Raw genomic sequence first — 26,205 nt, 5'->3', positions numbered from 1 at the left:
GGAGCTACCGGAGCCACTGGAGCAACTGGTGAAGTAGGAGCTACCGGAGCCACTGGGGCCACTGGTGAAGTAGGAGCTACCGGAGCCACTGGAGCCACCGGAGCCACCGGTGATGGTATTGCTGCTTACGCTAGTGTATATCGACTTGGTTCAGCAGTTGTAGCAACCGGAGCTGATATCCCATTTACTAATGTAAGCGGAACACCACAAGGCATTACTTTTGGGTCAGCTCCTTTTACTGCCCTAACAATCGGAGCCACAGGCGACTATTTTATCACCTATAACGTTTCATTTACTGGAAGCCTTGGAGCTGAAATCGGGATTGCTGTTAACAATGCCGTTAACCCTGCTACACCGATTGCAGCCCTTGAAGATGACGGAGAAATTACTGGTCAGGTAATCCTCCCACTGGATGCAAATGACGACATTACTTTGCGAAGCTCAGGCTCAGTAGGAATCACACTCGCAGCGGCGGGCGTTAGCGCACAATTAAATATTCTCAAGCTTGACTAAGTAACGAGAGTTCGTATAAATATGAAAGCTGATCCTCACAAATTGTGGGGATCAGCTTTTTTGGTGCGCCCAGCATGTGCGCTTACTTGTTGGTGAAAGTCCAATATTGGGGTTGATAGTGCCAACCGTTAGCCTAAGACAAGGGTGTCCACTGTGAGATGGAATCTGAAGGAAGTCGGCGGCAAAGCTCTGGTCTGAGGAACACGAACTACATATAAAGCATATGCGCGATGGGTGAGTTTGCCAAACAAAACGTAGCCCAAAACTATCCAAAGTGTGTGGTGTAACTACCTAATAGTTTGAAACAGATAGTCACCTGAATAGATACTTAAGAAGCAAGTATATTCATAAAGTTCCCTTTTTACATAACGCCTCATAGTATAAATCAGTACGAATTTTTAATTGCCATAGAAGGGAGGAGCTTGTGGATATATAAGCATTATTAGCGTAACGTGTAAGGGTTAAGTAAATTAATCTCTTAATAAATTTAATCTTTTACGGAGGTATAAAGTGTGGATACCATAGGTCTTCAAATAGAAAAGCTATCAGCTGGAACAGTTAGCACTAATAGCAATGTAATATTTGATCATGAGTTGAGTAAGTTTGGTGTCGCAATAAGTTATAATTTCGCAACAGGGGAAATAACGGTAACCAAGCCTGGGAGGTACTTTATTAATTGGTGGGTTGCAACTCAAGCGTCTCTTAGCTCTAGCGGTATAGCGTTTTCCATTGTAACCTCAAAGGGTGACGAAATCAAAGGACAATCACCGATAAAAACAGGTGAAGTTGTTGGCTTTGCGCTTATACAAGTTGATGATGTTCATGTACCTATGACATTAAGATTAGTAAATCGAACCCCCAATACTGTAACTTATACTCCTTATGTAGCAATCAAAGCTTCGTTAGTCTTAGGTGAAGTGCCCGAAACAACAGGCGTTACTGGAGCCACTGGCGCAACAGGTGAAGCAGGAGCCACTGGAGCCACTGGAGCAACTGGAGCCACCGGAGCCACTGGAGCCACTGGAGCCACCGGAGCCACTGGAGCCACTGGAGCCACTGGAGCCACTGGAGCCACCGGCGATACTGGTGCAAACGGTTCAACTGTGTTATCCGGGGTTGGTGCACCAACATGTGTTATAGGCCAAACGGGAGATCTCTATGTTGACGTGTCCACTGGACAATTATATTTTAAAACTGTTGAACCTACTCCACCACTCGTTAGACCAATCCCACCTCCAACAGGCAATACACTGCTAGTAGGCTCTGCTCAAACCTATACTACAATTCAAGCTGCTGTTGCTGCTGCAAGTGATGGTGATAGATTATTACTTGATGCTGAAACTTTTGTTATTACAACAAATATTGACATTAATAAATCGCTTACTATAGAAGGTCAGGGTATAGCATCTACTACAGTAATAACAACATCATCATCTGTAACCAATATGTTTAATGTAACAGTATCAGATGTTGTTATTAAAAACATGAAAATAGTTCAAAACTATCCTTCCGTATTATCCGTAGAAACTGTAATTTTAATCAATAATTTAGCGGCTACTGGAATTTATGTAGATAGTTGTGAGATTTCAGTATGTGAATTTGGTATAGGAATTAAAGCGGCCGAGTTTCAAATTACCAACTGTAATTTCACCTATGCGCCACTTGCGTCACTTATTAATAGTTATAGATATATTATTATTTCGTCAACTTCTGGTGCAAGTATTATTGCCAGCAATACGTTTGTATCTGACTCAGGAGCAGCAAGGTGCAGCTTTATAATTATTACAAATATTGCAGTTAGTTCAGGAACACTTCAAGGTAATTTATTGATAAGCAACAATACGCAACAAATGTCTCCCTTTACTTTAAGACACTTGCTCGTCATTGAGGAGTTTGATGGTATGAACTTCGAATTATATATTAATAACAATACGACAAATAGTGAGGGAAATGTACCGGTGTTACTAAACAATGCCAATCTAAGCATCTTCCCGTTTATTGAAGTCATTGGGAACAATGTTCAAAATACTGCAGGAAAAGGACTTATTGGAATTGACGCAAGCTCTACCGGTACTACAGAGCTTTTTAGTTCCGGCAATATAATTGCTAACTTGTTCTTTACTGCAGGATGGGCAAGTGCAACAGTTCCAGCTAGTTTTATTGTAGGATATAGTACGACCATAACGCCACCACCGGAAATACCATTCGCGAGTTGCTATTGGCTACCATTGGTGTAAACCCAATTATGTATTCACATTGGATATTGATCATAACATTTTCGTGGTAATTAAAATCATAATGATACTGCATGGATAAATGGGTTCTCGCCTTATACGCGAGAACCCATTTATCATTTATCAAGTACAAACTTCACTGAATATGATATTAAGAATACATATCTTCAGGAGGTAGTAACATGTCGGAGTTTGCCAAGCAATCTCAGTCGCCTATAACCATTAGTCTCTGTATGATTGTAAAAAACGAAGAAGCTACGATCGAGCGTTGTTTACGATCTGTCAAACAAATTGTTGACGAAATCATAATAGTAGACACAGGTTCAACAGATAAAACCAAAGAATTGGTGAGCCAGTTTACTAATAACATCTTTGATTTTGAATGGATAGACGATTTTGCTGCAGCTCGTAATTATGCATTTAGTCAAGCTACACAGGAATATATTCTCTGGCTAGATGCTGATGATGTTTTTTTAGATCAAGACCGTCAACAATTGCTTGATTTAAAATCAACGCTCAGCCGGGAATTTGAGGTTGTCAGTATGCTTTACAATTTAGGTTTTGATCAATACGGAAAAGTAACTAGCCAAATTCGTAGAAGACGTTTGGTTAAGCGAGAAAAAAATTACCGCTGGCTTGGAGCAGTTCACGAATGCTTAGAGGCGTACGGTACCCAATTAGAAACAACGATTGCCGTAACCCATCAGCCTTTGGGCCACGATAGCGATCGCAATCTTAAAATCTATGAACGAAGGCTGCTAAAAGGAGAAGTTTTCTCACCACGAGATTTATACTATTTCGCCAACGAATTAAAAGACCATAAACTCTATAATCGGGCAATAGAGTATTACCAAAGATTCTTGGCAACAAAGCAGGGCTGGGTTGAAGATAATATTGGTGCATGCGGTAGTTTAGCCGATTGTTATTACCAGTTCAATGATGTAGAAAACCAGCTTAAGTATATATATATATCTTTCCAGTATGACACTCCAAGGGCCGATTTTTGTTGCCGTCTTGGTTTTCACCATCTTAATAATAATCAATTAAAGCAAGCTGTTTTTTGGTATAAAATAGCTACTCAGCTGGATATTGCAAATGCTTCATGGGGATTAGTTAATTATCCGTGCTCAACCTGGTTGCCTCATCTTCAACTGTGTGTGTGTTATTCCCGGATTGGAGACTATAAATTAGCTTATGAGCACAATGAAATGGCAGCAAAATTTATTCCCGATGATCCGCGAATTCAACATAACAGAAATTTTCTACGAAGCCAACTAGGTAATGAGAATAAACAAGATACCTAAAAGATAATTTTTTCGTGCCACGGTTAGAGTGAGCTACTGCTATTTCTAGCACATTGTAAAATCAATGTAGCGAAAGCTGCAAGAAGAGGGAATCTAGGCTGGCAGGCCGATAATGGTTCCTTCTTTTAATTTTTCGCGTTTCCTACTGAGTGGCATTTGGTTTGAATATGGCACATGATAATCAGTATGAAGGAGCAACGCCATCTTACGCAAGTAAAATATAAAAAGTCGCCGTCATTTTAACTGACTGGCGACACCTTATTCAGTGACTCTGATAACTCTGGGTTAGCTTCTTTGTCAAAAAGAAGATTGGATCATTTTAATATACATAGCATATAGCAATCTAACTCATTCTCATAAGTTGCTTTCTTTGAAGCTATATTCTCAAATGCATGCCAACTCTAAGGTTTTCTTAACACAAATACCGGTTGAATATATCCGGTCGGCATTTGGGCTTCTTCTAACTTTCCGAAAACAAAAAGAAGTTCCCACCCTTGCAATAATAATGGCAGGCGCTTGGGGCCATAGATACGATGAGCATTCCAAGCAAGAATGTCTTTTGTTGCGCACGGCACTGCCAGGTACAATATGCCACCGGGAATCAAAGCATCTTTTGTTTTTCTCATAGCCTCAATATCCCCGTTAGGATTTAAAGGATCTCCATATCGCCCTAATCCATCATGTTCAAATGAGGATATAGAAATAGCTGCATCAAATAAGGTGGGGGATTGCTCATATTGCATTGGTGTGATGGCATTGATCCCTGGATGCATTGATGTTATCTCCTGATATTCAATAGTTGTGCATTTTGCTCCATAACTCAGGCAGATGCTTTCATACCAAGGCTCCTGTGAGCCATATACAACTACATTTTTCCCCTTGATACTGTACTCGTCCAATGCCTGATACAACCAAGCGTCTGTAAGTCCATAGTAATTCATCTTACGGGCACTGGCTGCTTCAATCATTTGTTCCACCATTTCTTTAGTGTAAATGCGTGGTTGACTGGCGGTATCATTAAGGTAGTAACTCTGTACTGCTATATTACCATCCAAAGTATACTCATTGAACAATTTTATAGGAATCTCTTGTGGCGGCTTCAAAGATATCACTCCTTCGTTGTACTGTACTTGTAAACAATCACTGCTACATTCGTCTGCAGAGCATCAACTCCTCTTTTGAAAACCATTGATAAGTTTTCTCTACTCCTGCTCTTAAGGATGTACGTGCATACCAGCCGATCTTGTTTATTTTACTGACATCAAGGCGCTTAATCGGCGTTCCATCCGGTTTAGTTGTATCATAAATAATTTTACCGGTAAAACCAGTGATTTCAGCCATCATAGCAGCAAGTTCAGCGATAGTGATGTCAATTCCTGTACCGATATTGATGAGTTCGCCGTCGTTATAGTGTTGCATCAGAAAACAGCAAGCATCGCCATGTCATCTACACAAAGAAATTCCCGTCTGGGCTTACCGCTCCCCCAGACAGAAACTAAAGGGCTTCCAGCTTCATGAAACTTTCTCATAAGCGCAGGAAGCACATGCGAAGTATCTAGGTTGAAATTATCATTGATACCATATAAATTAGTCGGCATTACTGATATAAAGTTATCGTCATATTGTCGGCGGTAAGCCTGGCATAGTTTTATTCCAAATATTTTGGATATGGCATAAGGTTCATTTGTTGGCTCTAATTGCCCTGTTAACAGGTACTCTTCTTTTATTGGTTGCGGAGCGTATTTTGGATAAATACATGAGCTGCCAAGAAACAAGAGTTTTTTAATCTACGTAAAATAGCGGAGCCCACTAAACCACGGCTTCGTGCAACGTAGATTTTAGAGTCTAGGTCCATTACATTCCTCCAGCGCAGTAATAGCACTGCCTTTACTCGATCCAGTTACTAACTCTGAAACCGTTCTTTTTGCACAATAAATCCCGCTCAGCATTTTCGATATCTGCTGTAACCATCATATTTACCAGCTTTTCAAAGCTAGTCTCTGACTGCCAACCCAGTTTTTCTCTTGCCTTGGTCGGATCACCCAGTAAAAGATCTACTTCTGTTGGTCTAAAATAGTGAGGGTCTATATGGACAATTTCCGTGCCGCTAGCAGCATCTATTCCCTTTTCTTCCAATCCCGAACCACGCCAAACAATATCAATGCCTGCATTTCTAAATGCCAACCCTACAAACTCTCGTACCGAATGAGTCTCTCCTGTAGCAATTACATAATCATCTGGCTGTTCTTGCTGAAGTATCATCCACATAGCTTTCACATAGTCGCCGGCATAACCCCAGTCTCGTTTGGCATCAAGATTACCAAGATATAAGCTTTCTTGCAATCCAAGCTTAATCCGTGCGGCTGCCCGGGTGATTTTACGGGTTACAAAGGTCTCTCCGCGAATAGGTGATTCATGATTAAATAAAATACCATTACATGCATATATCCCATAAGCTTCCCGATAGTTTACTGTTATCCAGTAAGCGTAAATTTTAGCGGCGGCATATGGACTACGCGGATAAAAAGGGGTCGTCTCCTTCTGGGGTGTTTCTTGTACCTTACCAAATAACTCACTAGTGGATGCTTGATATATCCGGGTCTTTGTTGTCAAGCCGATGATTCGAATGGCCTCGAGTAGTCTTAAAGTTCCGACAGCATCGACATTAGCTGTATATTCCGGAGTTTCAAATGAAACCTGTACGTGACTTTGCGCAGCCAGGTTGTAAATTTCGTCAGGTTGGACTTGTTGAATGATACGAATTAAATTTGTAGAATCGGTAAGATCACCATAATGGAGAAAAAAGCGAATGTCAGTTTCGTGAATATCTCGATATAAGTGATCAATCCGATCCGTGTTAAACTGCGAGCTTCTTCGTTTTATTCCATGTACATAATACCCTTTATTTAGCAAAAACTCAGCTAAGTAAGCTCCATCTTGGCCAGTGATGCCGGTAATCAACGCAATTTTTTGCATAAAATACCTTCTTTTTTCTAAGAGTAGGATTAAACGGACTCATATTATTGAAAGTTTCTACTCCATAAAAATTTTTATATTTATACTATATGATTTAGGACATGTGAGTGTTACCTATTGATTCTATATAAAGATAATCAAATAACGTAAATATAATGATATAATGGCAAAAGCCCCGGCAATATCCGGGGCTTTTGCCATTATATCATGTATGTCCTCAAAAAGGACAAATATATGCTGCTAGCTAATAGGCCATTAGCATGAGCAGTCAAGGTAGCAAAGGGGTACTGAATAATTCTGGTAGTAACAATAAAAAGTCCAACAGCATAGTATCTAGTACCAGGAATGTGGTTCATTTGGTGGAGGAGGATGCTGTTTGTAATGAAGATACCAATTTTTAATACCTATATCAGTCCTAAGGCAAACGAATATGTTAGCCGTGTGCTGGAATCGACCTATTTAAGTGAAGGGGTAAAAGTAAAGGAATTTGAGTCACAACTTACTTCAAGACTTGGCTGGGTGAATCCAATTGCGGTTAATAGTGGTACTTCGGCTCTGCATCTTGCCTTGGTTCTTGCGGGAATAGAGGCAGGTGATGAAGTTATATGTCCAGCGCAAACGTTTGTTGCTACCGGACTAGTTGTTTTGCAGCAAAAAGCGACTGTTATTTTTGCTGATATTCAATATGAAAGTGGAAATATTGATCCTAAATCGATTGAAAAAAAGGTAACAAAAAAAACAAAAGCCATTATGCCGGTGCATTGGGGAGGAGCCCCTTGTGATATGGATGAGATTGGCGCTATAGCGGACGCCTACGATTTGACGGTAGTGGAAGATGCCGCTCACGCTACGGGAGCAACATATAAAGGAAGACCTGTAGGTTCAATATCGCAATTTACATGCTTTTCTTTTCAAGCTATCAAGCATATTACTACCGGAGACGGCGGGGCAGTATGTTGTTTAGATAAAAGTGATGCAGAACAAGCTTTTGTAAAAAGATGGTTTGGCATTGACCGGGCTCATTCGCAGCCGTCAATCTTAGGCGAACGCCAATACGATATTGCTTCGATTGGCTATAAATATCACATGAATGATTATGCTGCAGCGCTAGGTTTGGCAAATCTAGAAGGGTTTGCAGAGCGATTGGCACGGCGTAGAAAGATTGCCAGTTACTATAGAAATGCGCTAGGGTCTATAGATGGTATTCGGCCTTTCATAACATCTTCAGACCGAGAAAGCGCTGAATGGCTTTTCGGGATGCATGTCGAGCGCCGTAATGACTTTATTCGAGCATTACAGAGTAGAGAGGTAACTGCATCTGTTGTTCATTTGGGAATTGATCACAATTCCTGTTTCGGTGGGAGAAGGAGAGATTTACCAAATCAAGATAAGTTCAATGAAACACAGGTGCATATTCCTATACATGACGGATTAACAGATGAAACTGTAGCGACTGTCGTAGCGGCTGTCAAAGCGGGATGGTAGGGGGGATATTTTGTGTCAGTACTTGTTTTAGGCGGGACTGGATTTGTAGGCAGAAATGTTTGTGAGTGTTTAACAGAGAACCAGATAGTATACAGAACTATTTCGCGTACAATGGGGACTGATCTTCGTAACGAAGATAGTTTTCTTACTGTTTTACGGCAAGAGCTACCAAACGTAATCATCAATTGTGCTGCACATGTTGGTAGTCTGAATTATGTGACCCAACAGGCTGCGAAAGTGATCGTTGATAATAGTAAAATGATATTAACCATGTATGAAGCTGCTGCAAAAATTTGCCCAGAGGCTCTTATTATCAACCCTATCGCTAATTGTGCATATCCGGCTAAAGCAGATATTTTTCTTGAAGATAGGTGGATGGACGGGCCAGTTCATCGTTCGGTATTATCTTACGGAGCAACACGGCGATTTTTATGGGAAATCAGTGAGTGCTTTAATATGCAGTACGGAATGCGCAGTATTTCTTTGTTAGTTCCTAATATGTATGGGCCTTATGATTCTACAGATCCTAATAAAGCTCATGCGCTTAATGCACTTGTTTCCAAATTTGTCCATGCTGAAAAAACAAGACAAAGTTCTATAGAAATCTGGGGTACAGGAATAGCAATACGTGAATGGCTTTATGCTAAAGATTTTGGAGAAATCATTTTAAAAATACTTAAAAATCCAAAAATGATCGGTTTGTCAGAACCAGTAAATATTGCTCAGAATTATGGTTTAAGTGTGCGTGAATTGGTTGAGATAATTCAACAGCATTTTAATTACAGTGGAAAAATTGTGTTTGATGAAACAAAACCAGATGGGGCACCAAAAAAGGTTATGGATGATCAGCGCTTTAAAAAAGTTTTTGGAGATTTTGCGTTTACTCAATTCTCAGATGGAATACGTAAAACGATAGATTACTATAGACAAATCTGTTTATAGTAACACATGGAGGATAGCGCATACGTATGGATGATGAATATAATTACAATTTAATAAACACTGTTGGCAAAAATGTATATATTAATTCTAATGTACATATTCGTCGGCCGGAGTTATTCAGCATGGGCTCTAACATTGCCATCGATTGGGGATTTTATTGTACAACACAAGTAAGTTTAGGTGACTTTATTCATATCGGTCCTTATGTTACTTGTATTGGTGGTAAAGAAGGATTACTGAAATGTGCAGGATTTAATAATATAATGGCAGGTTCGCGAATCGTTTGTGTTTCTGATCGCTTTGATCATTCTGGACTTTTTGGAACTATGATTCCAGCTGAGTATCATGGTAGATTAATAAATGAACCAGTTATATTAGAACCTTTTGCTAATGTTGGTACTAATGCAGTGGTACTTCCTGGAGCTAATTTGGCAATGGGTGTTCTGGTTACTGTTGGCTCAGTTATTAGAGGAAAGACAGAACCTTGGACTATTTATAGCGGTAATCCTGCCAAGCCGGTAAAAACAATAGATGGACGAAAGCTCATTGAGAATGCCAAACAAATGGGCTATTTTTTTGATAATTGGGAGGGAGAGTCATGAGCGAAGATTCTACTCAAGACCATATTCGAAATTCGATAAGGATTGTGCAACCCACATTTACCCCTTTAAATTCCTGCTTGAATAAACCACTTTTAATTACATGCGGAAGAGGATTTAATCAGGATTTTCTTAGTGCGGCAGCTTTGATGAGGGTTGGCTTTGCCCGCGGTTGGGCTCAGGTCTGTGGTCCTGCCAAATTAGTGCCATATATTGATATTGCGAAAGAAATTGATAACTGGGATAATCCCGCTGTTTTTATGAGTGAGTTTGAGTTTCAAGATTTAAGTACAGCTGATATACGAAAATTACGAGATGTAGATTTGTTTATTTGGGTTGGTATTCACCCACGAAAGTATAGTGAGTGGGAGCGAAGAGTTTTAGCAAATTATGCTGAATTGGAGGTTTCTTTGCAAGCATATTCAAAAATTATGCTTGCTGAGCCAAAATTTGTGTGGAATGCGATAGGAAAAGACGGCTTTGAGTGGTATCAAGGATGGACGGATGATGGGCTGCGTTGGGAAACAATTTATCCCGGTTATGATGAGGCTAGATACTTTCCCGATCCTAATGTAGATAAATTTGGGAAAATTGCGATGGCATATGTAGGCGGATATTGGCCTGAAAAAGCCCAGGGATTTGACCTGTATTTACGCCCATGGGAAACAATGCTAGTTCCCTTTGGATATCAAAAATGGCCTTATAAACATTATGGCGGGATGATTGATGAAGTAAGTGAAAGGCAACTATATTCTACTGCCGGTATCATTCCACTTGTTACAGGGCCTGCTGGATGGTTGATTGCCGAAATTACGGAACGATATTTAAAAGCACCTGCATGTGGCGCTTTTTGCATTGCTGACCATAATTCGGCGCTGCGGGAAGTATTTGCAGAAGAAGAAATGCTTCAGGCATCCAGTCCAGAACACTTTCAGCATTTAATCAGAGAGTTTTTAGCAGATAAAATCGATAGGAATTACTGGAGTCAACAATCTTATTTGGCAGTAAAACAGCGCCATTCTTATGCGCATAGAGCATTGCAAATAAAAAAAGCATTAGAGGAGACTACGGCTGAATCATAGCTAGAGTAAATTCCCATGATTATAGGCGGAAATGAGATAGTAGAACAAATCATTGGCTTAACTGCAATAACAAATATTGAGAGAACAGTTACAAAGGAGAGGAAGACGCGTGGGTATTGTAAATTTAAGCTGGGTTATTACAACTCGAAATAAGCTTGTTTTTCTAAAAGAAGTGCTAAGTCGTTTGATTGTCAATATCCATGAGGATGAAGAAATAATAGTGGTGGACGGTGCAAGTACGGATGGTACGGTAGAATATCTTAACGAACTAAACAATAGAGCTCTTATTCACTGTTTTATATCAGAACCAGACCATGGAGAAGCGGAAGGATATAACAAAGGACTCTTAATGGCAAATGGCAAATTAATCAAGATTATTACCGACGATGATGCTTTTTATTTACCAGGTATTCGCTATTGTAAACAATACATGCTGTCTTATCCCCATATTGATTTAATTGCGACAGATGGTGCGGGAATTGAGTGGAGCCAATCGGACATCTTCTGTAAATCTGCCTATAGTGCTAACTATCAAGAATGGGTTAAAACGTCAAAGCCATTTTCGTTTTGTGGCTTAGGAATTATGTTACGTAAGCAATCCATTCCATTATTGGGATTATTTCATACTGGAGTAATTAGGGTTGATGCTGAGTACTCTTTGCGAGTTACTTCAGGCAAAGCGCAGATTGCTTGGTTTACAGGGTGTACATGGGTTCGTATCACCAACGTGCAGAGTAACTCTGTTGTATATAGCCGGTGTGTAGATTTTGAGGGTGAAAAGCTGCATCAGTTTTATACCGGAGAGAGTATCAGTCCACTTCCAGATTATGCTATTTTAGATTTAGCAAAACGCGGCATAGGAACAAATTCATTTGATGGCAAATCTAGCATTCAACATAGCAGTATAAATATGCAAGAAATTTTTTATAATGAAAACATCCCCCAAATCTTTCAGATGTGTGATGTATGGTTGTCCAGTTGTAACCAAAATGAAGCTCAACACCAAAGTTTGTTCTTGACGAAATAGAAATATTGTAAAAACCGTGTTAGGATCACTATTTGTCTTTGGGGTAACAAACAGCCGAGATTGCTATAATAAGGGAGGATGTGATGTGAATAATGGTGTGGGGATATTTAATATTGGCGCAAATATATTACCGGTAAATGCAAAAAGAGTATTAATCATATACTGTATGGATGCAATACCCTGGTTGTTGCAAGGAAAACTATATCAAATGCCGTATTTGAATTTTCATTCGATGTGGTGGGAATCAGCGGCAATGGTAGAAATTTTCGTCAAAAGCGGTATTATTGTTGATTATGCTGATTACAGTAATCTACCGTCTCTCGAATGGGAAAAATATGACTATATTATTGATCTTGGTTATGTAATGCATAAGATTCCTGATATTAAAGGACAAAAGAAGATATATTATTCTACCGGACAACATTGGCTTACTCATAATGTGGGTGAACTAAGTCGAATACGTGACTTTTACTATCGAACAGGAATCTATGTAGATGCCGAAAGACAGATAAAGCCAATTTATGCAGATGACTATGCTGATTTTATGACCTATTTTGGCAATGAGGAAATGTTAAAAGGGTATACTACTACTTGTTCCAAGGTATTGCTTAATATTAGTGCATTGTCACCTAAAGTTGAAATAAAAAAAGATTTTGATTTGGCAAGAAATCATTTTTTATGGATCGGTGGTGGTGGAGCCATTCATAAAGGACTTGATTTAGTAGTTGAAGCTTTTGCAAGTATGCCTGAATTAACCTTGCATATTATCGGCAGTCACACTACGGAAAAAGGATTTATGAATTGGTTTTCAACAATGTTGCAAAACCATCCCAATATTATTCATCATGGATGGTTAAATATTGAGTCAGAGGAATTTTGTAATATTGCCAGGATGTGTATCAGTATTGTTTATGCAAGTGTTGCTGAAGGAGGAGCTGGTTCAGTCGCTCAAGCAATTCATTATGGCTTAATTCCAATTGTTACAAAGACAAGTGCTGTACGCTCAGCGCACTTAGGTTATGAAATAAAAACTGATAATACCAACGAAATAATCAGTGAAATAGTAAACTATGTCCGAAATATACATGATTTACCTGAATCAGAGCTAAAAATAATGACTGATAAGGTAAGTTCTTTTGCTACACAATATCATACACGTGAAGCATATACGGAAAGTTTTACAAATCTAATCAATAAATTAATCTAAATACGGGAGTAATGGTAGGTGTAAATTATTTTAGTACCTTTATTATTTGTTTTAGAATAGTAGGCCCTGGCAGTCATCATAAGATCGACCAGGGCCTACTATTCTTTTATATCGCATGCCGTGTATGACTATCGATATAATAGAATATTGCAAAGATCATCTTACTAACAAAAAGCCTGCTGGTCAGCGCACTATCTGCCCGCAAATTTGGTCCATGTCACATCCACTGAATGTGCTCCACGGCACTTTCCTAAGGCCTTAAGATTATCTGCAGGTTCAAAATATAATGGATTTAGTTGTAGGCTCCGCCAAAAGTGTTGGAAAGCCTGCTCAAAATTTCCCAGTAAAGCCTTGACTTCCCCTAAATAGTTCTCAACCACATAATCGTTTTTGGCACACTGCTCCAGCAGAAAAGCAGCATTTGTAAAGTTGCCGCTGAGTATGTTTTCTATAGCGGTAATGAAATTCTTTGTTTCGATACTGGATTCATACATTTTAGCTTTAGCAAGCCACTCCGGTACATCATAAATCATGCCGCGTCGTGCCAAAAACAGTGCCATCAAAGCTGATGCCATAGCTTGCAAATCGGATTCTTCTTGCTGGTTCCAAGCGAATTCGGGAAACAACTCACTAAGGCTATGCTGCAGAATAAATTTTCTAACATGTAAAGCAAGCGTATCATAATCGCCTTGGCGAGATAAACTTTGCGCATATCGTCTATATAAAAGCAAGGGCTCGGGAATATGCACCGAGTTCCACTTAGGAGCAATGTTAAATACCATATCAGTATCAACGCCAATACGGATTGCTGCATCATAGTGAAAGGCCTGCATACTTTCCCTGCGCAGCATCATGGTAGGATTATTAAACGGAGTTCCGACTTTTAAGAAAAAGCGCAACAACCGTGACCTATCTATATTACTTGATGCCCAATAACCAATCGCCCTATCCGTATCATCAATCAGCACCATATCGGAGTGTACTAAGCCAATATCAGGTGAAGCAAAGCGGCCTTTCAGCAACTGCAATCTATAGGGCAGTGAAATATCATCAGCATCCTGGAAAGTAATAAAATCTCCTTCGGCTAACTCCAAAGCAACTTCTCTGGCCGCACCCTCTCCCTTATTTTCCTGCCGTACATACCGAATACGACTATCAGTATATGAGAAAACGATTTCTTCACTGTTGTCCGTAGAGCCGTCGTTTACTATAATTAATTCAAAATTTTGCTCAGTTTGGTTCAATATGCTTTCGATTGCTGGTCTTAAAAATCTGGCAGCATTATAAACGGGCATCATCACACTAATCATGTTCATATCCCCTTCGCTAAAAATTCATACGCTATCTGCCCTATATTTGCAAAATGCTCAGGATAAATTATGGCATCCTGTATTGTCATGCATGTCTGAACCAGATTATTTGCTTGTTCAAGATTCCCCTTAGTATACTGAATCATAGCTCTGACATAGTACAAATCAGTATATAGGGGATGCATGGCTAAGGCATTGTCAAGCAACTGTTCCGCCTCATCATATTGTTTTATTTCAAATAAACACATGGTTAGCCAACGAGCGAATACAGCCCATTCGAACGCACCGTAGGGAAGACCCTCTATTTTATTTCTGGTTTGCTGTAGTGCCTCATCAAATTTATGCTGTTGATATAGCTCCGCAATTAATGAAGAATCCCACTGCGAAAATTTTTCGCCTTTTAATCTAAAATACACCTTTTCTGTATAACTGTGACGGGGAGTTTTACGTTTGGCCATAACCTGCCAGGTAATCATTTTTCTTCCCGGCAGAAAATTGTGCTGTATAGGAAACAATACAAAATCTGCAGGCGTTTGCATGAGAAATTTTTTTACAAATGTTGCAGCTTCGGCATCGACAAAATCCTCATCCTGGTAATATAGCTCCCAGTCCTCAATTGTTGTTTGCGGTACAGGAACATACTGTGCCACCTCTTGGTAATAATCCAATAAACTCTTGGAAATTTCCTCCCATTTAAAATGACTAGCAGTCTTGTAGCCATTGTCCTGGAGGCGATAGTATAATTCCTGATCTTTTAGCAGGCGTATAATCCTGTCAGCTAATCCCTCAATGTCGCCTGGCTCTGCCATCAGACAGTTGTAGCCATCCAGAGCATATTCTTGTACGCCATCGTTACTGGTTGTGACAATCGGTGTACCGCAAGCCATGGCTTCCAGGGATGGTAGCGAGAAAGATTCATAGTATGAACCGCATACATATACATAAGCTTGACGGTATAAATCACCAATCAGTTTAACAGGTGGATTTATAAAAACTTCTCCCTGACTGTGTATCGGTGGCTCCTGAGTAAGCCAGAGTAATTCAATGTCATATCCTTTTTGCCTGAGTATACTGTAGACTTTGTGCAAATTCTCGATTCCCTTAAACCTTGTTTGTTCTTTACCTACAATCATCATATACTTTTTATCAGACTGTTTTTGATTATCTTTAGGATAGAACACGGTTGCGTCAAGTGCATTGTGAAAAACTTTTGCTTCTCTGCCGAATTTATTTTTTATTAATCTGGCAGTCGTAGCCGATACCGTTGTAATATGTGGAGCTAGCTTATACTGCATACGGACAACCTTTTTTATCTCTTCAGAAACACCGTCTTCTACCCAATCATATAAATGAAAGTCACCTTGTTCGAAATATACAACCGGTGCAATTCCTGCATCCACGCAGGCTTGTATATGTTCCCAGTATGTAGCCACAATGACATCACAATCAGGAAGACCTCGCGTTAATTCAATTTGAAAAGGGATTGTAATAAAATTTGCCTCAAAAGGATACCAACATGGCCTGCTAAAATGAGAAATCAGTGTAACTTTCGCTCCTAACTTGGTTAATTGAGTAGCATGTTCCAATATAATTTTGGTGCCTCCGCACATGCCGACATGATTAAGAACATATACAATATGAATTGTTTTGTCTGAAAATTTTTGCTTGTTGGGCGCGAGTTGCTGTGGAGCAGCAAACAGCACTTTCTCTGCCCGCTTAAATGCTAGCAAGGATCTTAACCGCGCCACTACATCTGACATAAGCGAAATCACCTCACACTTATATAATTAAATCACTTCTATATCAGTGTATTCTGTTTCGATTATACTTGTTACTGACATCTGATACATGAAGTGCATATTATGATAGGGAAGTGAGGGGATGAAAACAAGTGTACTCCAGAGCTACTAGGGAATAGCGATTAGGGAGTGATATACGAAATAAATTGGTGAGTGGGGGCTTTTCAATGATAGTAGTGCAATTAATGGGCGGTATGGGGAATCAAATGTTTCAGTATGCTTGTGGGCGTGCCTTAGCGTTGCGAACAAATAAGCAACTTTATCTGGATGTTGGTCATTATTATGCGAATAATAAACGGCGGTACGAACTGGAAAAACTGAATATACAGGCGACACCTATTCCTTTACTAGATGAGCTAAAAGATCGTCTCCAAGTGATTAATGAGCGCCAATTTAATTTTGACCCCAATATTATTGCTCTTCGTGATAATGTGATTTTATCAGGCGGGTATTGGCAAAGTGAAAAATATTTTCTGGATTTTGCCAGTGTAATTCGTGAAGAGTTGACGCCAAAGCGGCATAATTTGTCTGCAGAAAGCCTGAATGTGGCAATGGATATGAAAAATTATACGTCAATAGCCATTCATGTGCGCCGAGGCGATTATGAACTATTAAAAGGTCATGGTGTTCTGCCTATGGATTATTATGAACAGGCTAGTAGCTATCTTGCAGCAAAAGGTCCTTCTGCGAGGTTTTATCTTTTTTCGGATGATATTGAATGGTGTAAGCGTGAATTTACAGCTTTTCCGAATGCTCATCTGGTAGAGCACACACGTGAAAAAGGTAGTCACGAAGATTTATGGTTAATGAGCCAGTGTCAGCACAATGTCATAGCCAACAGCACATATAGTTGGTGGGGCGCTTGGCTTAACGATAACCCACAAAAAATCATAATCGCTCCAGAACGCTGGTTTGCCGGATTGCACCTTAACACACAGGATTTGATTCCGAATGATTGGATTAAGCTTCCAATACAAAGATGAATTCTGAGGAACCTGATTTATACCAAGCAATTCCGAGGTATTATTATTTATGAGGGTGGTATTATTGGAGCAGACCATATGTCGACCCTGTTTCAGTAACGTATTCTCCCTTTGCGGCCCCAGTATTCAGTATTCGCAACTACATGTTAGAGCTCAGTGGTGGAGATTATTTCCGTTGTTGGCAAGATGCGCTTGCAGATTATATAAAGTAGACTAACCTTCAGATGGGGTTTTACCCCACCTGAAGGTTAGTCTACTTTATCCAGGGACTTGGCCGCTCGCCTGTGCCCTTTGGGTATAACTCCCACTTGTATACCCTAAAGGGCACAGGAAAGAGCGAGTCTTAGAGCGGGTTAGTCATCGGATAAACAAGGATAGATGAAACAAAGAAAATAATACAGCAGTAACTAAATAATAGTCTCCGGCATAGTATACATTGAAATGAACCCCATAATGATAGCTAAGCGGAAGGAGGGAATTTACATGGGCTTTGGTTTTGGCGGTTGTGGTGGCCATGGTCGCGGTGGGTCGTGGGTTGTGATCATCATCATTATAATATTGCTGTTATGCTGCTGCGGTGATGACGATAGTTGTAGCTGTTAAACCTATATGTATTTGAGCCAATACTTACAGATGAGCCGGTGCCTACGACTAGGCCCGGCTTATTAATTTATAAAGAAAACACGGCTTGCACCGAGCCTCTGGCGAGAGTGGAAGCCGATGAAAAAAGCTGCTGACTATGTCAGCAGCTTTAGCATTATTAGCCTATAAATTCTTGGGAAATCATGAGGCCGTATGGTCCACCCTTGATGATACCAATACCAACTTTAGTGAAGCCGGAGGATAAAATATTAGCCCTATGGCCTGGAGAGTTCATTAGTGAAGTGTGAGCACGATCTACTGTTGAATTACCGGCAATATTCTCACCAGCGGTGCGGTAGGTAATGCCTTGGGCTTTCAACATATTCGAAGGAGAACCATAAGTCGGCGATTGATGACTAAAGTAATTATTCTTAATCATATCCAGGCTTTTCATTCGTGCTACTTTTAACAGACGTGTGTCCATTTGCAGCGGGGAAAGCTTATTAGCTACCCGATCTTTGTTTACCAGATCAAGCATCTGCTGTTCCAGGGCAGTAATAGGGGCCGAGAGCAAGGCACTATCGGTTGTTGGAGCAGGAGTGGTAGTTGGGGTAGTGGGAGTTGTGGGCGTAGTAGGAGTAGGCTTAGTCGGAGTAGTTTTCGCTCTTAAAGCAGCAAGCTGTTGGTATAATCTAGTTTGTAGGCTCGAGTATGGTGAGGTAAAGGTGTAGCTTGCAGCAGAAGCGGGAAGCATGGACGATGCTAAGAAGGCTGTTGTCAACGCAACTGCGAGTACCTTACGAAGTTTTTTCATCCAATTCCTCCAATCGATTTGATAATAGTGATTATAAACGAATATTTATTATTCGGCACTATTGAATTTTTGCTTTTAGGGGTGATTGACGTGGTTTGGCTTGTACATAATCGGTAAAGCTCACTATTTTTTCATGTATCTTGGCTATGGATAATTAAGGTGTAGACTCAGTGAGAAGATTCGCAATAAATAACACCTGTGTATACAAAAAACAGATTGATTTTTGTATACACAGGTGTTATAATGAATTCAAGAATAAAGTATACATAGCCGATTGGCGACAGAATGAATGTAATTATTCGGGGTCTGCCGCTAGTCGTGTCGGAGTATACGCTTTATAAAAAAGCCCCATCATGGAGTTCCGGATGTACCGGAATTGCATGATGGGGCTTTTTCAACCGTTACAGACGGGGCATCCTTGCATGCGAAAGGGTTTTTCCAGGTGGGCTCTGTCCAAAAGTTCCTGGTCATTGAAAATATCTAATGTTGGGCCGTCAGCGATGACTCTACCGGCGCTGATGACCACCGTGCGGGCGCAGAGGTCTAAGACTAAATCAAGATCATGGGTAGCAATGATCTTGGTATGTTCAAAGGTTTTGAGCAAGTTAATTAATTGTCGGCGGGCCAGCGGGTCAAGTCCAGCTGTAGGCTCGTCCATGACTAATATGCACGGATCCATCGCCAGAACAGCCGCAATGGCTACAGAACGCTTTTGGCCGCCCGAGAGTCTATAGGGGGTACGCCCTTTAAGATGCAGTGCCCCTACAGTAGTTAGGGCAGCTGTTACGCGGGCATCTACTTCAGCAGGTGGAAGTCCCAGGTTTAAGGGCCCAAAGGCAACATCATCATATACGGTTGGCATAAATAGCTGGTCATCCGAGTTTTGAAAGACCATACCAACGGCGCGGCGGACATGGGGCAAGGTTTGTTTGGTGACAGGATAGCCGCCAATATTGATTGTGCCCTCAGTTGGAAAGAGCACGCCAATCAGATGCGACAACAGTGTAGTTTTCCCAGAACCATTAGCGCCGACGATAGCTACTGATTCGCCATGAGTAATACGGACAGACAGGCCGCAGAGTGCTTCCGTCTGGTCCGGATAGGTGTATTTTACATCTTTTAGTTCGACAATATGATGACTCATTACTAGACCCCCAAGACTAATTTACCGAGAAGTTGTGGAAGGCTGAAGAAGCGGGCACAGAGAAAGAAGACAATCCAAAAGGAAAAATAGATGATATCTGGTGTATGTAATGTGCTGGTGCGCATGAGGCGCACTTCACCATCAAATCCCCGGCATAGCATTGACTGATAAACACGGTTGGCCCGGTCAATGGAACGAATCAGGAGTTGGCCCAGTAGAGAGCCCCAGGCTTTAAAGCGGACACCTTCGCCATGGAAGGAGCGTAAACTGTAGGCCTGAATACTACGGACAAATTCTTCAATTAAAACATGAAGGTAGCGGTACATAAACAGCAATTGAACAACAATGATTTTGGGAACACCAATACGGAGCAGTGCTGAACCCAGGGCATCAATTCCAGTTGTTGCTACTAGAATTAAGGCAGTAGTCACGGTCAGACATAACCGGAGGGTGATAGAGATAAAAGAAATCCAGCCGCCTGTTACGACAAAGGAGCCTATAGTGGCGACTGGCGAATGGTCAAGTAATGGGTTAAATATTCCAACGAAAATTACAAAGGGAGCAACCAAAAGCAACCTCTTTAGAATCGGCCCAGTGGGCAAATCCCCTAGTGAAATTAGGACTGCCGGAAAAAAGAAAAAAGGCAGAAGGCCAGTAATTTCATATTTGGGGAAGGAAGTAACAGTAAGTATAAAAATAAGAGCGGCCATTAACTTGACAGTAGGATTGAGCTGGTGAATAAGGGTCCTTTTAGCGGACAGTGTGTCAAGATAACGTAAATCAATCCAGTTCGCTTCTATCTTTATCATATAACATCCTCTTTCATAAGGTAGGAGGGGATACGACCTAAAGGCCGTATCCCTATTCTCTTAATGACTACTGTTTCGCGAAATGCTGCAGGCCTTTTCCGATCGTATAGGCCAGCACTAAGGTCAGGAAAGAGCCAACAATACCGGCAGCCGAGGTACCTGTGTCCACAGATGGCCAGGACGGAGCAGCTTTTTCATTGGTTTCGGCTGTGGCAGGCTGTTCTGTTTGTTTAAAGTTATAGTCAGGTAGGAAAGCAATTTTTTCTTGTATTTCGGCAAGGACACCGTGAATTCCTTCAGGGGTTTTTAACTCATCTTCACCAGCGACATTGGCAATGGACCATTCAAGCCCGTCAGGATTGCTAGAGGCAAACCACGATAAACCACCGGCAGTAAGTACTGTAGCAATGACAAGAGCTGTTACTACTCGTTTATAAGAAATAGCGGCGAACGACGAACTTTTAGTAGATTTTTTGAGAATTTCAGGTGCTTCCTTCCAAATAAACAGGATAACTGTTGCCGTAATCAGGCCTTCGACAAAACCGATAGCCAGGTGAATTGGCTGCATGAGAAGAACAAAAGCGCCGAATGGCAGTTCGGAAATTCCTGAGAGGAAGGTCTCGAGGACAACTCCGAACGCACCTATTTGTAACCCAATCACGGCTGATAACACTGCAGCAAAGAACAGGCGGCCCTGTGACGGATTATCACCAACCAAAGGTTTATAAATAAACGGATATGCGATAAAGGCCGGGAAAAAGCCCATGTTAAAGATGTTACAGCCAAGCGCTAACAGGCCGCCATCGGCAAAAAACAAAGCCTGAATTGTCAATATTGATGATATGGTTAAGAATGCAGCCTGCGGCCCAAGCAAAATGGCGAGCAGGAGTCCACCACCCAAGTGACCACTGGAACCTGTAGCCGGGATAGTAAAATTAATCATTTGGGCTGCAAAAACGAAGGCTCCCAGCACACCCATCAGGGGAACTTTCCGCTCATCAATATCGTGCTGCACTTTCTTGGCGGCGTAGGCAGCCAAACCAGCTGTTGCTGCCCACATAGCCCCGCCGACTGCTGGGGAAATTAACGCGTCTGCCATATGCATGTCAAATCACTCCTAATAAATATAAATTAATATTTCCGGTTGCTCATTACCAACAAAAAAAGACTACCCAAGAAACCCCATGCACTGCTGCAGGGATGAGACTTTCGTAGCCTTGTTTCACCGGTATAAGATTGGATGAAAACACAGGACAAGGGTAGTTCTTCAGAACCTAGGTATCTTCATGATACACTATATTGTGAATATTTTCATCAATGTGAATTATTCGCTATTGAGTTTGTTATTCCTGCTTATTTGATTTTTTTTTTTTGCAGGTTTTTGGATATTGGGACAGAATAATATGGAAGTACTTTATAATATGTATCCGGAGGCTATTATCATTGATGAAAGGTTTAAAACGCATACTAATAAGCATCGTGTTGCTTCTCTTTGTTGTACCAGGCGCAGGTTGTGGGCCTAGTGCGCTATTTGCCCCCAAACCATATAAAGAAACGCAGTTTCTTATGGATACCATCATCGATATCACAGCTTATGGCTCAGGAAATGAGGCGGCAGTTAAAGCAGCTTTTGCCGAGTTTAAGCGAATAAACGATTTGACTAACCGGTTTGATGAGAATACTCAGGTATCTAAGATTAATCAAGCAGCCGGCAAAGAGAAGGTGCAGGTTGATGCTGACGTGATTGCCATGCTTAAGCTGGCGCGCAGCCGCTCCGAGCAGCTTGATGGCGCCTTGGATGTAACCGTAGGAGTGCTGACCGAGCTGTGGAGTGTAGGGCATAAAGGCGAGTTTGTGCCAAGCCAGGCCGAGGTCAAAGCTCTGCTGCCGTTGGTCAATTACCGGCTAATCGAGATTGACGACAAAGCCAATACTGTATTTTTACCCCAAGCTGGTATGAGAATTGATTTAGGCGCGGTAGCTAAGGGCTACGCTAACCGTAAAGCCATTGATGTGTTAAAGGCCAAGGGTATTAAGTCAGCGCTGGTTAATGCCGGTGGTGATGTGCGGGTTATCGGAACCCGGCCGGAGGGTCAGCCTTGGCGTATTGGTGTACAGGATCCGCGCAATTTGGAGAACATAGCCGCAAAACTGTCACTTTCTGAATGGGATGTACTCGAAACTTCGGGTGACTACCAGCGTTTTTTTGAGAAAGATAATGTGCGCTACTCTCATATTATTGATCCGCGTACTGGTTTCCAGCCGCGAGAAGTGGCTAGTGTAACCATAGTTGCCAAGTCTGGCAACTATGTCGATATTCTAAGTACAGCCATATTCGTGCTTGGCGTTGAGCGAGGTCAGGAATTGCTAAAGCAATATCCTGGAACTGAAGCCATCATTATTACTGCTGATGGTAAAAAGATTGCTACACCCGGTTTAGCGGGAAAAATAGAATTTTAGGTGATACTATGGATGCCGATAAAATTAAAAACCGACTGGCCGCTGCTTTGCACGGCCGAATAGCGAAGATTGCCAACGCTGACGATTACTTGCAGGCGGCTGTTACAGTACCGCTTGTGGATATTGCCGGTCAGCCGTCTGTTTTATTTGAGGTGCGTTCAGGCAAGCTGCAGTGGCAGCCTGGAGAAATTTGCTTTCCCGGTGGCCGGATTGAGGCCGATGATATTAGCCCATTACATGCCGCGGTGCGTGAGACAGTTGAAGAGCTGGGAGTACAGCCGGAGAATATCGAGGTTCTAGGCCCGCTTGATATTATGGTCAGCGCCATCGGTGTTATGCTCTATCCGTTTGCCGTACAGTTGACGGCTCAGTGGCCGCTTGCGCATAATGCTGATGAAGTGGCTGAAGTGTTTACTGTACCCCTGGAATTCCTGCTTAATACCAAGCCGCAGGTGGCTGCGATGGAGACGGCGACCAAGCCGCTAACTGGGTTTCCCTTTGACCTGATGCCGCCTGATTACCCACAAGGCTACCGGCGTCGGGCCAAATACCCGGTGCTTTTCTACCAATATAAGCATTATGTCATATGGGGGCTGACAGCCAGGATTTTAGACGATTTCCTCAACCTGTGCAGGGAAAGATTGGGTGGAGATAAAGAAATATGATACCCCATATCATCCTACTTGTCAGTATAACTGGTCTGATATTTACCTACCCCTTTGATGGCTATTTCCGTTTTACGCTAAGTGTGGCAGTACTCGCCACACTACTCTTATATTTTGAGCGGTTGCCGATTGTGCGGGTGGCGGCGGCTTCGGGCAGTCTGATCCTTTTGTTTCGTACAATCATTAAGTATCCATTTATTAATGAGACACTGCTAAATGCGGCTCTTCACAACTTACCGTCTTTTGGATATTACCTAGCCTATGGCTTGCTGTTTAAAATGCTTAGGGTGCGTGATTACACTGGTAATGTGCCTGCATTGATTCTGTTACTAAGTATTTGTGATATTGGCAGTAACTGTATTGAATTGATTATTCGCTGGGAGCTAGTTGGTCGGAGCTTGGAGACTGTATTAACAAGTGTCGTATCAGTAGGGATTGGCCGTGCCGTATTGGCAGTAGCCGGCTATTACTCGCTGAAACGCTATCGGGACTTTGTACTGGCTGAAGACCATGCGGCCCGCTATGCTGAGCTGATTTTAATTATCGCCAGGCTTAAAGCCGAGTTATTCTACCTGAAAAAATCATCAGCCGATATTGAACTGGTTATGGAAAAAGGGTATACACTTTATCAAAACCTTAACGCTGCCTACCCAGGTGAGCTGGCCAAAGTCGACTCGCCAGCCGCGCGGGCTTTGGCTATAGCCCGTGATATCCATGAAGTAAAAAAAGACTATTATCGTGTAACCCGCGGGATTGAGGAGATCCTGGATGTAGCCGTCAGTGATGAAGGATTGCCCTTAGACGAGTTTTTTCAAATTGTTGAACAAAATACCAGGAGGTATATTAGCAGCCTAGACAAGCCTGTCACTATTACCTTTGATAATGACGGCAAGCTAATTACTGATCAGTACTATGCTGTTGTTTCCATCTTGGATAACCTGATTACCAACGCAGCCGAAGCTGTCCAGCCAGCTGGTGTCATTGCTGTAACCGGACTTTGCAGCGGTGGCAGGTTGGTTCTTACCGTAGCAGACAATGGTCCTGGCATTCGCCCTGAGGACCAGGAACTTATCTTTGCACCAGGGTATTCAACCAAATTTTCAGAGGTAACTGGGCAAATGTCAACAGGGCTGGGCCTCAGTCATGTTAAGAATCTGGCTGAACTATTGGGCGGTGAGATCACAGTGGTATCGGTACCCGGGAAAACAGTATTTACTGTGTCTTTGCCACTGGCTAAGCTGGCAGTAGCAAAGACGAGCCAGTAGGCACAGGGAGAGCTTGATGGGAGTGTGGGGCTATGAGGTTTGTAATTATTGAAGATGATGTTAGTGTCCGAAAGATTATCGGCAATATTATTGATAAATACCAGTTGGGGACGGTGGTAGCCGAATGCGGTGACGGTCTTAAGGCTGAGTCAATTATTGGCGAATATTCGCCAGATGTGGCCTTGGTTGATATGCTTTTGCCAGGCCAGGACGGGGTAGAACTGATCAGGAAATTGCTGGAGAAAAGAATTGAGACTTCTTTCATTATGGTTTCTGAAAGTACCAGCCAGCCAATGATCACTAAGGCGTATCAGACCGGTATTGACTTCTATATTCATAAGCCGATCAACGTCTTGGAGATTGTATCAGTCATCCGTAAGGTAGAAGAAAGCAGGCGACTGAGGGCCGTTATGTCGCTGATTTCCCAAACCACCGCCCGGTATGGCAGCCCAGCATCCCGAACGGCTGACTCTGACGATAATACTAAAAAGAACCGGATTAACCGAATGTTTTCTGAGCTAGGTATTATTGGTGAAGCCGGAGCAAAGAACATTCATCAGCTTATTCAATTGGTGGATTCCCGGCTAACCGGCGGGGACAATCAGTCCTACCAATTGCACGAATTGTATCAAGAACTGTCATTGTCGATTGGACAAGATGTCAAGACAATTGAGCAGCGGGTGCGCCGGGCGATTGCTAAAGCCATGCAGAATGTTGCCAATACGGGTATTGAAGATTATCATAACGAGAAATTCGAATTGTACAGCGGAGCGCTGTTTGACTTTAAGGAAATCCGCCAGGAAATGGCTTTTATTCAAGGTAAAGGCTTGTATCGGGGCAAAATAAATATCAAAAAATTTCTTGAAGGGCTGCTGTTTTTAGCTGCTTCTGAATGACCCCGCTGGGCGGGGTCATTGCATTTTGTATACATGCTGGCTTGTCGTGAAACTTTGTGTCTGTTTTTGTAGTTTTTTATAGAGAGACATTTACATTATATTCAGACAT

24 protein-coding genes are annotated in these 26,205 nt (G+C 41.7%); 14 read left to right on the top strand and 10 right to left on the bottom strand.

What is annotated here, in order from left to right:
- The 3 genes from B9A22_RS21670 to B9A22_RS21655 all read left to right on the top strand — a co-directional run.
- Window positions 1-513, top strand: a 513-nt coding sequence (locus B9A22_RS21670; protein ID WP_425441426.1) for a BclA C-terminal domain-containing protein, incomplete at its 5' end; no start/stop codon positions are given.
- A 512-nt stretch (window positions 514-1,025) separates the two neighbouring features.
- Window positions 1,026-2,750: a right-handed parallel beta-helix repeat-containing protein gene (locus B9A22_RS21660; RefSeq protein ID WP_217806016.1), complete on the top strand. Its 1,725-nt coding sequence runs from the start codon at window positions 1,026-1,028 to the stop codon at window positions 2,748-2,750.
- A 179-nt stretch (window positions 2,751-2,929) separates the two neighbouring features.
- Window positions 2,930-4,051: a tetratricopeptide repeat-containing glycosyltransferase family 2 protein gene (locus tag B9A22_RS21655; protein WP_084578032.1), complete on the top strand. Its 1,122-nt coding sequence runs from the start codon at window positions 2,930-2,932 to the stop codon at window positions 4,049-4,051.
- A gap of 401 nt (window positions 4,052-4,452) precedes the next feature.
- Here B9A22_RS21655 and B9A22_RS21650 read toward each other — a convergent pair whose 3' ends face one another.
- The 4 genes from B9A22_RS21650 to gmd all read right to left on the bottom strand — a co-directional run bounded on the left by B9A22_RS21650 (window position 4,453) and on the right by gmd (window position 7,027).
- The gene (locus B9A22_RS21650) at window positions 4,453-5,154 is read right to left on the bottom strand and encodes a DUF268 domain-containing protein (protein WP_139796339.1); all 702 of its coding nucleotides are present in this window, start codon (window positions 5,152-5,154) and stop codon (window positions 4,453-4,455) included.
- 43 nt (window positions 5,155-5,197) lie between these two features.
- A complete protein-coding gene (locus B9A22_RS26605; protein WP_245824097.1) occupies window positions 5,198-5,470 on the bottom strand; it encodes a Rossmann-fold NAD(P)-binding domain-containing protein in 273 nt (90 codons plus the stop codon).
- Entirely contained in the window at window positions 5,470-5,826 is a 357-nt protein-coding gene (locus B9A22_RS26600) for an NAD-dependent epimerase/dehydratase family protein (protein ID WP_245824096.1), read from the bottom strand. Before B9A22_RS26600 ends, B9A22_RS26605 begins: the two co-directional genes overlap by 1 nt.
- Before the next feature lie 112 nt (window positions 5,827-5,938).
- Complete coding sequence (gmd, locus tag B9A22_RS21640; protein ID WP_084578031.1) at window positions 5,939-7,027, bottom strand: GDP-mannose 4,6-dehydratase; 1,089 nt, start codon at window positions 7,025-7,027, stop codon at window positions 5,939-5,941.
- A gap of 381 nt (window positions 7,028-7,408) precedes the next feature.
- Between gmd and B9A22_RS21635 the strand changes: the two genes are divergently transcribed.
- The 6 genes from B9A22_RS21635 (at window position 7,409) to B9A22_RS21610 (ending at window position 13,369) form a co-directional block, all read left to right on the top strand.
- Complete coding sequence (locus B9A22_RS21635; RefSeq protein WP_176215641.1) at window positions 7,409-8,512, top strand: DegT/DnrJ/EryC1/StrS family aminotransferase; 1,104 nt, start codon at window positions 7,409-7,411, stop codon at window positions 8,510-8,512.
- A gap of 12 nt (window positions 8,513-8,524) precedes the next feature.
- Window positions 8,525-9,454 carry an NAD-dependent epimerase/dehydratase family protein gene (locus tag B9A22_RS21630; protein WP_084578029.1) on the top strand — a complete coding sequence of 310 codons (930 nt, stop codon included), beginning with the start codon at window positions 8,525-8,527 and terminating at the stop codon, window positions 9,452-9,454.
- A 26-nt stretch (window positions 9,455-9,480) separates the two neighbouring features.
- Window positions 9,481-10,056, top strand: a complete 576-nt coding sequence (locus B9A22_RS21625) for an acyltransferase (protein ID WP_084578028.1) — start codon at window positions 9,481-9,483, stop codon at window positions 10,054-10,056.
- The gene (locus tag B9A22_RS21620; RefSeq protein ID WP_084578027.1) at window positions 10,053-11,135 is read left to right on the top strand and encodes a glycosyltransferase family protein; all 1,083 of its coding nucleotides are present in this window, start codon (window positions 10,053-10,055) and stop codon (window positions 11,133-11,135) included. Before B9A22_RS21625 ends, B9A22_RS21620 begins: the two co-directional genes overlap by 4 nt.
- Before the next feature lie 109 nt (window positions 11,136-11,244).
- Window positions 11,245-12,162: a glycosyltransferase gene (locus B9A22_RS21615; protein WP_176215640.1), complete on the top strand. Its 918-nt coding sequence runs from the start codon at window positions 11,245-11,247 to the stop codon at window positions 12,160-12,162.
- A gap of 85 nt (window positions 12,163-12,247) precedes the next feature.
- Complete coding sequence (locus tag B9A22_RS21610) at window positions 12,248-13,369, top strand: glycosyltransferase family protein (protein WP_084578025.1); 1,122 nt, start codon at window positions 12,248-12,250, stop codon at window positions 13,367-13,369.
- A gap of 191 nt (window positions 13,370-13,560) precedes the next feature.
- Here the strand turns inward: B9A22_RS21610 and B9A22_RS21605 are convergent, their stop codons facing one another.
- Together B9A22_RS21605 and B9A22_RS21600 are read right to left on the bottom strand one after the other, a co-directional pair.
- Window positions 13,561-14,679: a glycosyltransferase family 2 protein gene (locus B9A22_RS21605; protein WP_084578024.1), complete on the bottom strand. Its 1,119-nt coding sequence runs from the start codon at window positions 14,677-14,679 to the stop codon at window positions 13,561-13,563.
- Window positions 14,680-14,681: 2 nt separating this feature from the next.
- The gene (locus B9A22_RS21600; RefSeq protein WP_084578023.1) at window positions 14,682-16,439 is read right to left on the bottom strand and encodes a glycosyltransferase family 4 protein; all 1,758 of its coding nucleotides are present in this window, start codon (window positions 16,437-16,439) and stop codon (window positions 14,682-14,684) included.
- 206 nt (window positions 16,440-16,645) lie between these two features.
- On the opposite strand from B9A22_RS21600, the gene B9A22_RS21595 reads away from it, so the two are divergent.
- A complete protein-coding gene (locus B9A22_RS21595) occupies window positions 16,646-17,461 on the top strand; it encodes an alpha-1,2-fucosyltransferase (protein ID WP_084578022.1) in 816 nt (271 codons plus the stop codon).
- A gap of 760 nt (window positions 17,462-18,221) precedes the next feature.
- On the opposite strand, the gene B9A22_RS21590 is transcribed toward B9A22_RS21595, so the two are convergent.
- From B9A22_RS21590 to B9A22_RS21575, 4 genes are all read right to left on the bottom strand, one after another.
- On the bottom strand, window positions 18,222-18,857 hold the full coding sequence (locus B9A22_RS21590) for a CAP domain-containing protein (protein WP_084578021.1): 636 nt from the start codon (window positions 18,855-18,857) through the stop codon (window positions 18,222-18,224).
- 394 nt (window positions 18,858-19,251) lie between these two features.
- Window positions 19,252-20,001 carry an energy-coupling factor ABC transporter ATP-binding protein gene (locus tag B9A22_RS21585; protein ID WP_084578020.1) on the bottom strand — a complete coding sequence of 250 codons (750 nt, stop codon included), beginning with the start codon at window positions 19,999-20,001 and terminating at the stop codon, window positions 19,252-19,254.
- Window positions 20,002-20,003: 2 nt separating this feature from the next.
- A complete protein-coding gene (gene cbiQ, locus B9A22_RS21580; RefSeq protein WP_084578019.1) occupies window positions 20,004-20,810 on the bottom strand; it encodes a cobalt ECF transporter T component CbiQ in 807 nt (268 codons plus the stop codon).
- 67 nt (window positions 20,811-20,877) lie between these two features.
- Window positions 20,878-21,915, bottom strand: a complete 1,038-nt coding sequence (locus B9A22_RS21575; protein WP_084578018.1) for an energy-coupling factor ABC transporter permease — start codon at window positions 21,913-21,915, stop codon at window positions 20,878-20,880.
- Window positions 21,916-22,256: 341 nt separating this feature from the next.
- Between B9A22_RS21575 and B9A22_RS21570 the strand changes: the two genes are divergently transcribed.
- The 4 genes from B9A22_RS21570 to B9A22_RS21555 are packed head-to-tail and all read left to right on the top strand — an operon-like array spanning window position 22,257 to window position 26,096.
- A complete protein-coding gene (locus B9A22_RS21570) occupies window positions 22,257-23,270 on the top strand; it encodes an FAD:protein FMN transferase (RefSeq protein ID WP_139796340.1) in 1,014 nt (337 codons plus the stop codon).
- A gap of 8 nt (window positions 23,271-23,278) precedes the next feature.
- Window positions 23,279-23,935, top strand: coding sequence for an NUDIX hydrolase (locus B9A22_RS21565; RefSeq protein ID WP_084578016.1), 657 nt, complete (start codon window positions 23,279-23,281; stop codon window positions 23,933-23,935).
- A complete protein-coding gene (locus tag B9A22_RS21560) occupies window positions 23,932-25,200 on the top strand; it encodes a sensor histidine kinase (RefSeq protein ID WP_084578015.1) in 1,269 nt (422 codons plus the stop codon). Before B9A22_RS21565 ends, B9A22_RS21560 begins: the two co-directional genes overlap by 4 nt.
- Before the next feature lie 32 nt (window positions 25,201-25,232).
- The gene (locus B9A22_RS21555; RefSeq protein WP_084578014.1) at window positions 25,233-26,096 is read left to right on the top strand and encodes a response regulator; all 864 of its coding nucleotides are present in this window, start codon (window positions 25,233-25,235) and stop codon (window positions 26,094-26,096) included.
- Window positions 26,097-26,205 lie beyond the last annotated feature (109 nt).

This window comes from Sporomusa malonica, assembly GCF_900176355.1.
Classification (GTDB): domain Bacteria; phylum Bacillota; class Negativicutes; order Sporomusales; family Sporomusaceae; genus Sporomusa; species Sporomusa malonica.
This window is presented reverse-complemented; position numbering and strand designations above follow the sequence as displayed.

Bases quoted from the DNA above. Each gene is read 5' to 3' on its own strand.
- B9A22_RS21655 (WP_084578032.1), top strand. From the start codon at position 2,930: ATGTCGGAGTTTGCCAAGCAATCTCAGTCGCCTATAACCATTAGTCTC.
- B9A22_RS26605 (WP_245824097.1), bottom strand. From the start codon at position 5,470: ATGCAACACTATAACGACGGCGAACTCATCAATATCGGTACAGGAATT.
- gmd (WP_084578031.1), bottom strand. From the start codon at position 7,027: ATGCAAAAAATTGCGTTGATTACCGGCATCACTGGCCAAGATGGAGCT.
- B9A22_RS21635 (WP_176215641.1), top strand. From the start codon at position 7,409: ATGAAGATACCAATTTTTAATACCTATATCAGTCCTAAGGCAAACGAA.
- B9A22_RS21625 (WP_084578028.1), top strand. From the start codon at position 9,481: ATGGATGATGAATATAATTACAATTTAATAAACACTGTTGGCAAAAAT.
- B9A22_RS21620 (WP_084578027.1), top strand. From the start codon at position 10,053: ATGAGCGAAGATTCTACTCAAGACCATATTCGAAATTCGATAAGGATT.
- B9A22_RS21605 (WP_084578024.1), bottom strand. From the start codon at position 14,679: ATGATTAGTGTGATGATGCCCGTTTATAATGCTGCCAGATTTTTAAGA.
- B9A22_RS21600 (WP_084578023.1), bottom strand. From the start codon at position 16,439: ATGTCAGATGTAGTGGCGCGGTTAAGATCCTTGCTAGCATTTAAGCGG.
- B9A22_RS21595 (WP_084578022.1), top strand. From the start codon at position 16,646: ATGATAGTAGTGCAATTAATGGGCGGTATGGGGAATCAAATGTTTCAG.
- B9A22_RS21590 (WP_084578021.1), bottom strand. From the start codon at position 18,857: ATGAAAAAACTTCGTAAGGTACTCGCAGTTGCGTTGACAACAGCCTTC.
- B9A22_RS21585 (WP_084578020.1), bottom strand. From the start codon at position 20,001: ATGAGTCATCATATTGTCGAACTAAAAGATGTAAAATACACCTATCCG.
- cbiQ (WP_084578019.1), bottom strand. From the start codon at position 20,810: ATGATAAAGATAGAAGCGAACTGGATTGATTTACGTTATCTTGACACA.
- B9A22_RS21575 (WP_084578018.1), bottom strand. From the start codon at position 21,915: ATGCATATGGCAGACGCGTTAATTTCCCCAGCAGTCGGCGGGGCTATG.
- B9A22_RS21570 (WP_139796340.1), top strand. From the start codon at position 22,257: ATGAAAGGTTTAAAACGCATACTAATAAGCATCGTGTTGCTTCTCTTT.
- B9A22_RS21565 (WP_084578016.1), top strand. From the start codon at position 23,279: ATGGATGCCGATAAAATTAAAAACCGACTGGCCGCTGCTTTGCACGGC.
- B9A22_RS21560 (WP_084578015.1), top strand. From the start codon at position 23,932: ATGATACCCCATATCATCCTACTTGTCAGTATAACTGGTCTGATATTT.
- B9A22_RS21555 (WP_084578014.1), top strand. From the start codon at position 25,233: ATGAGGTTTGTAATTATTGAAGATGATGTTAGTGTCCGAAAGATTATC.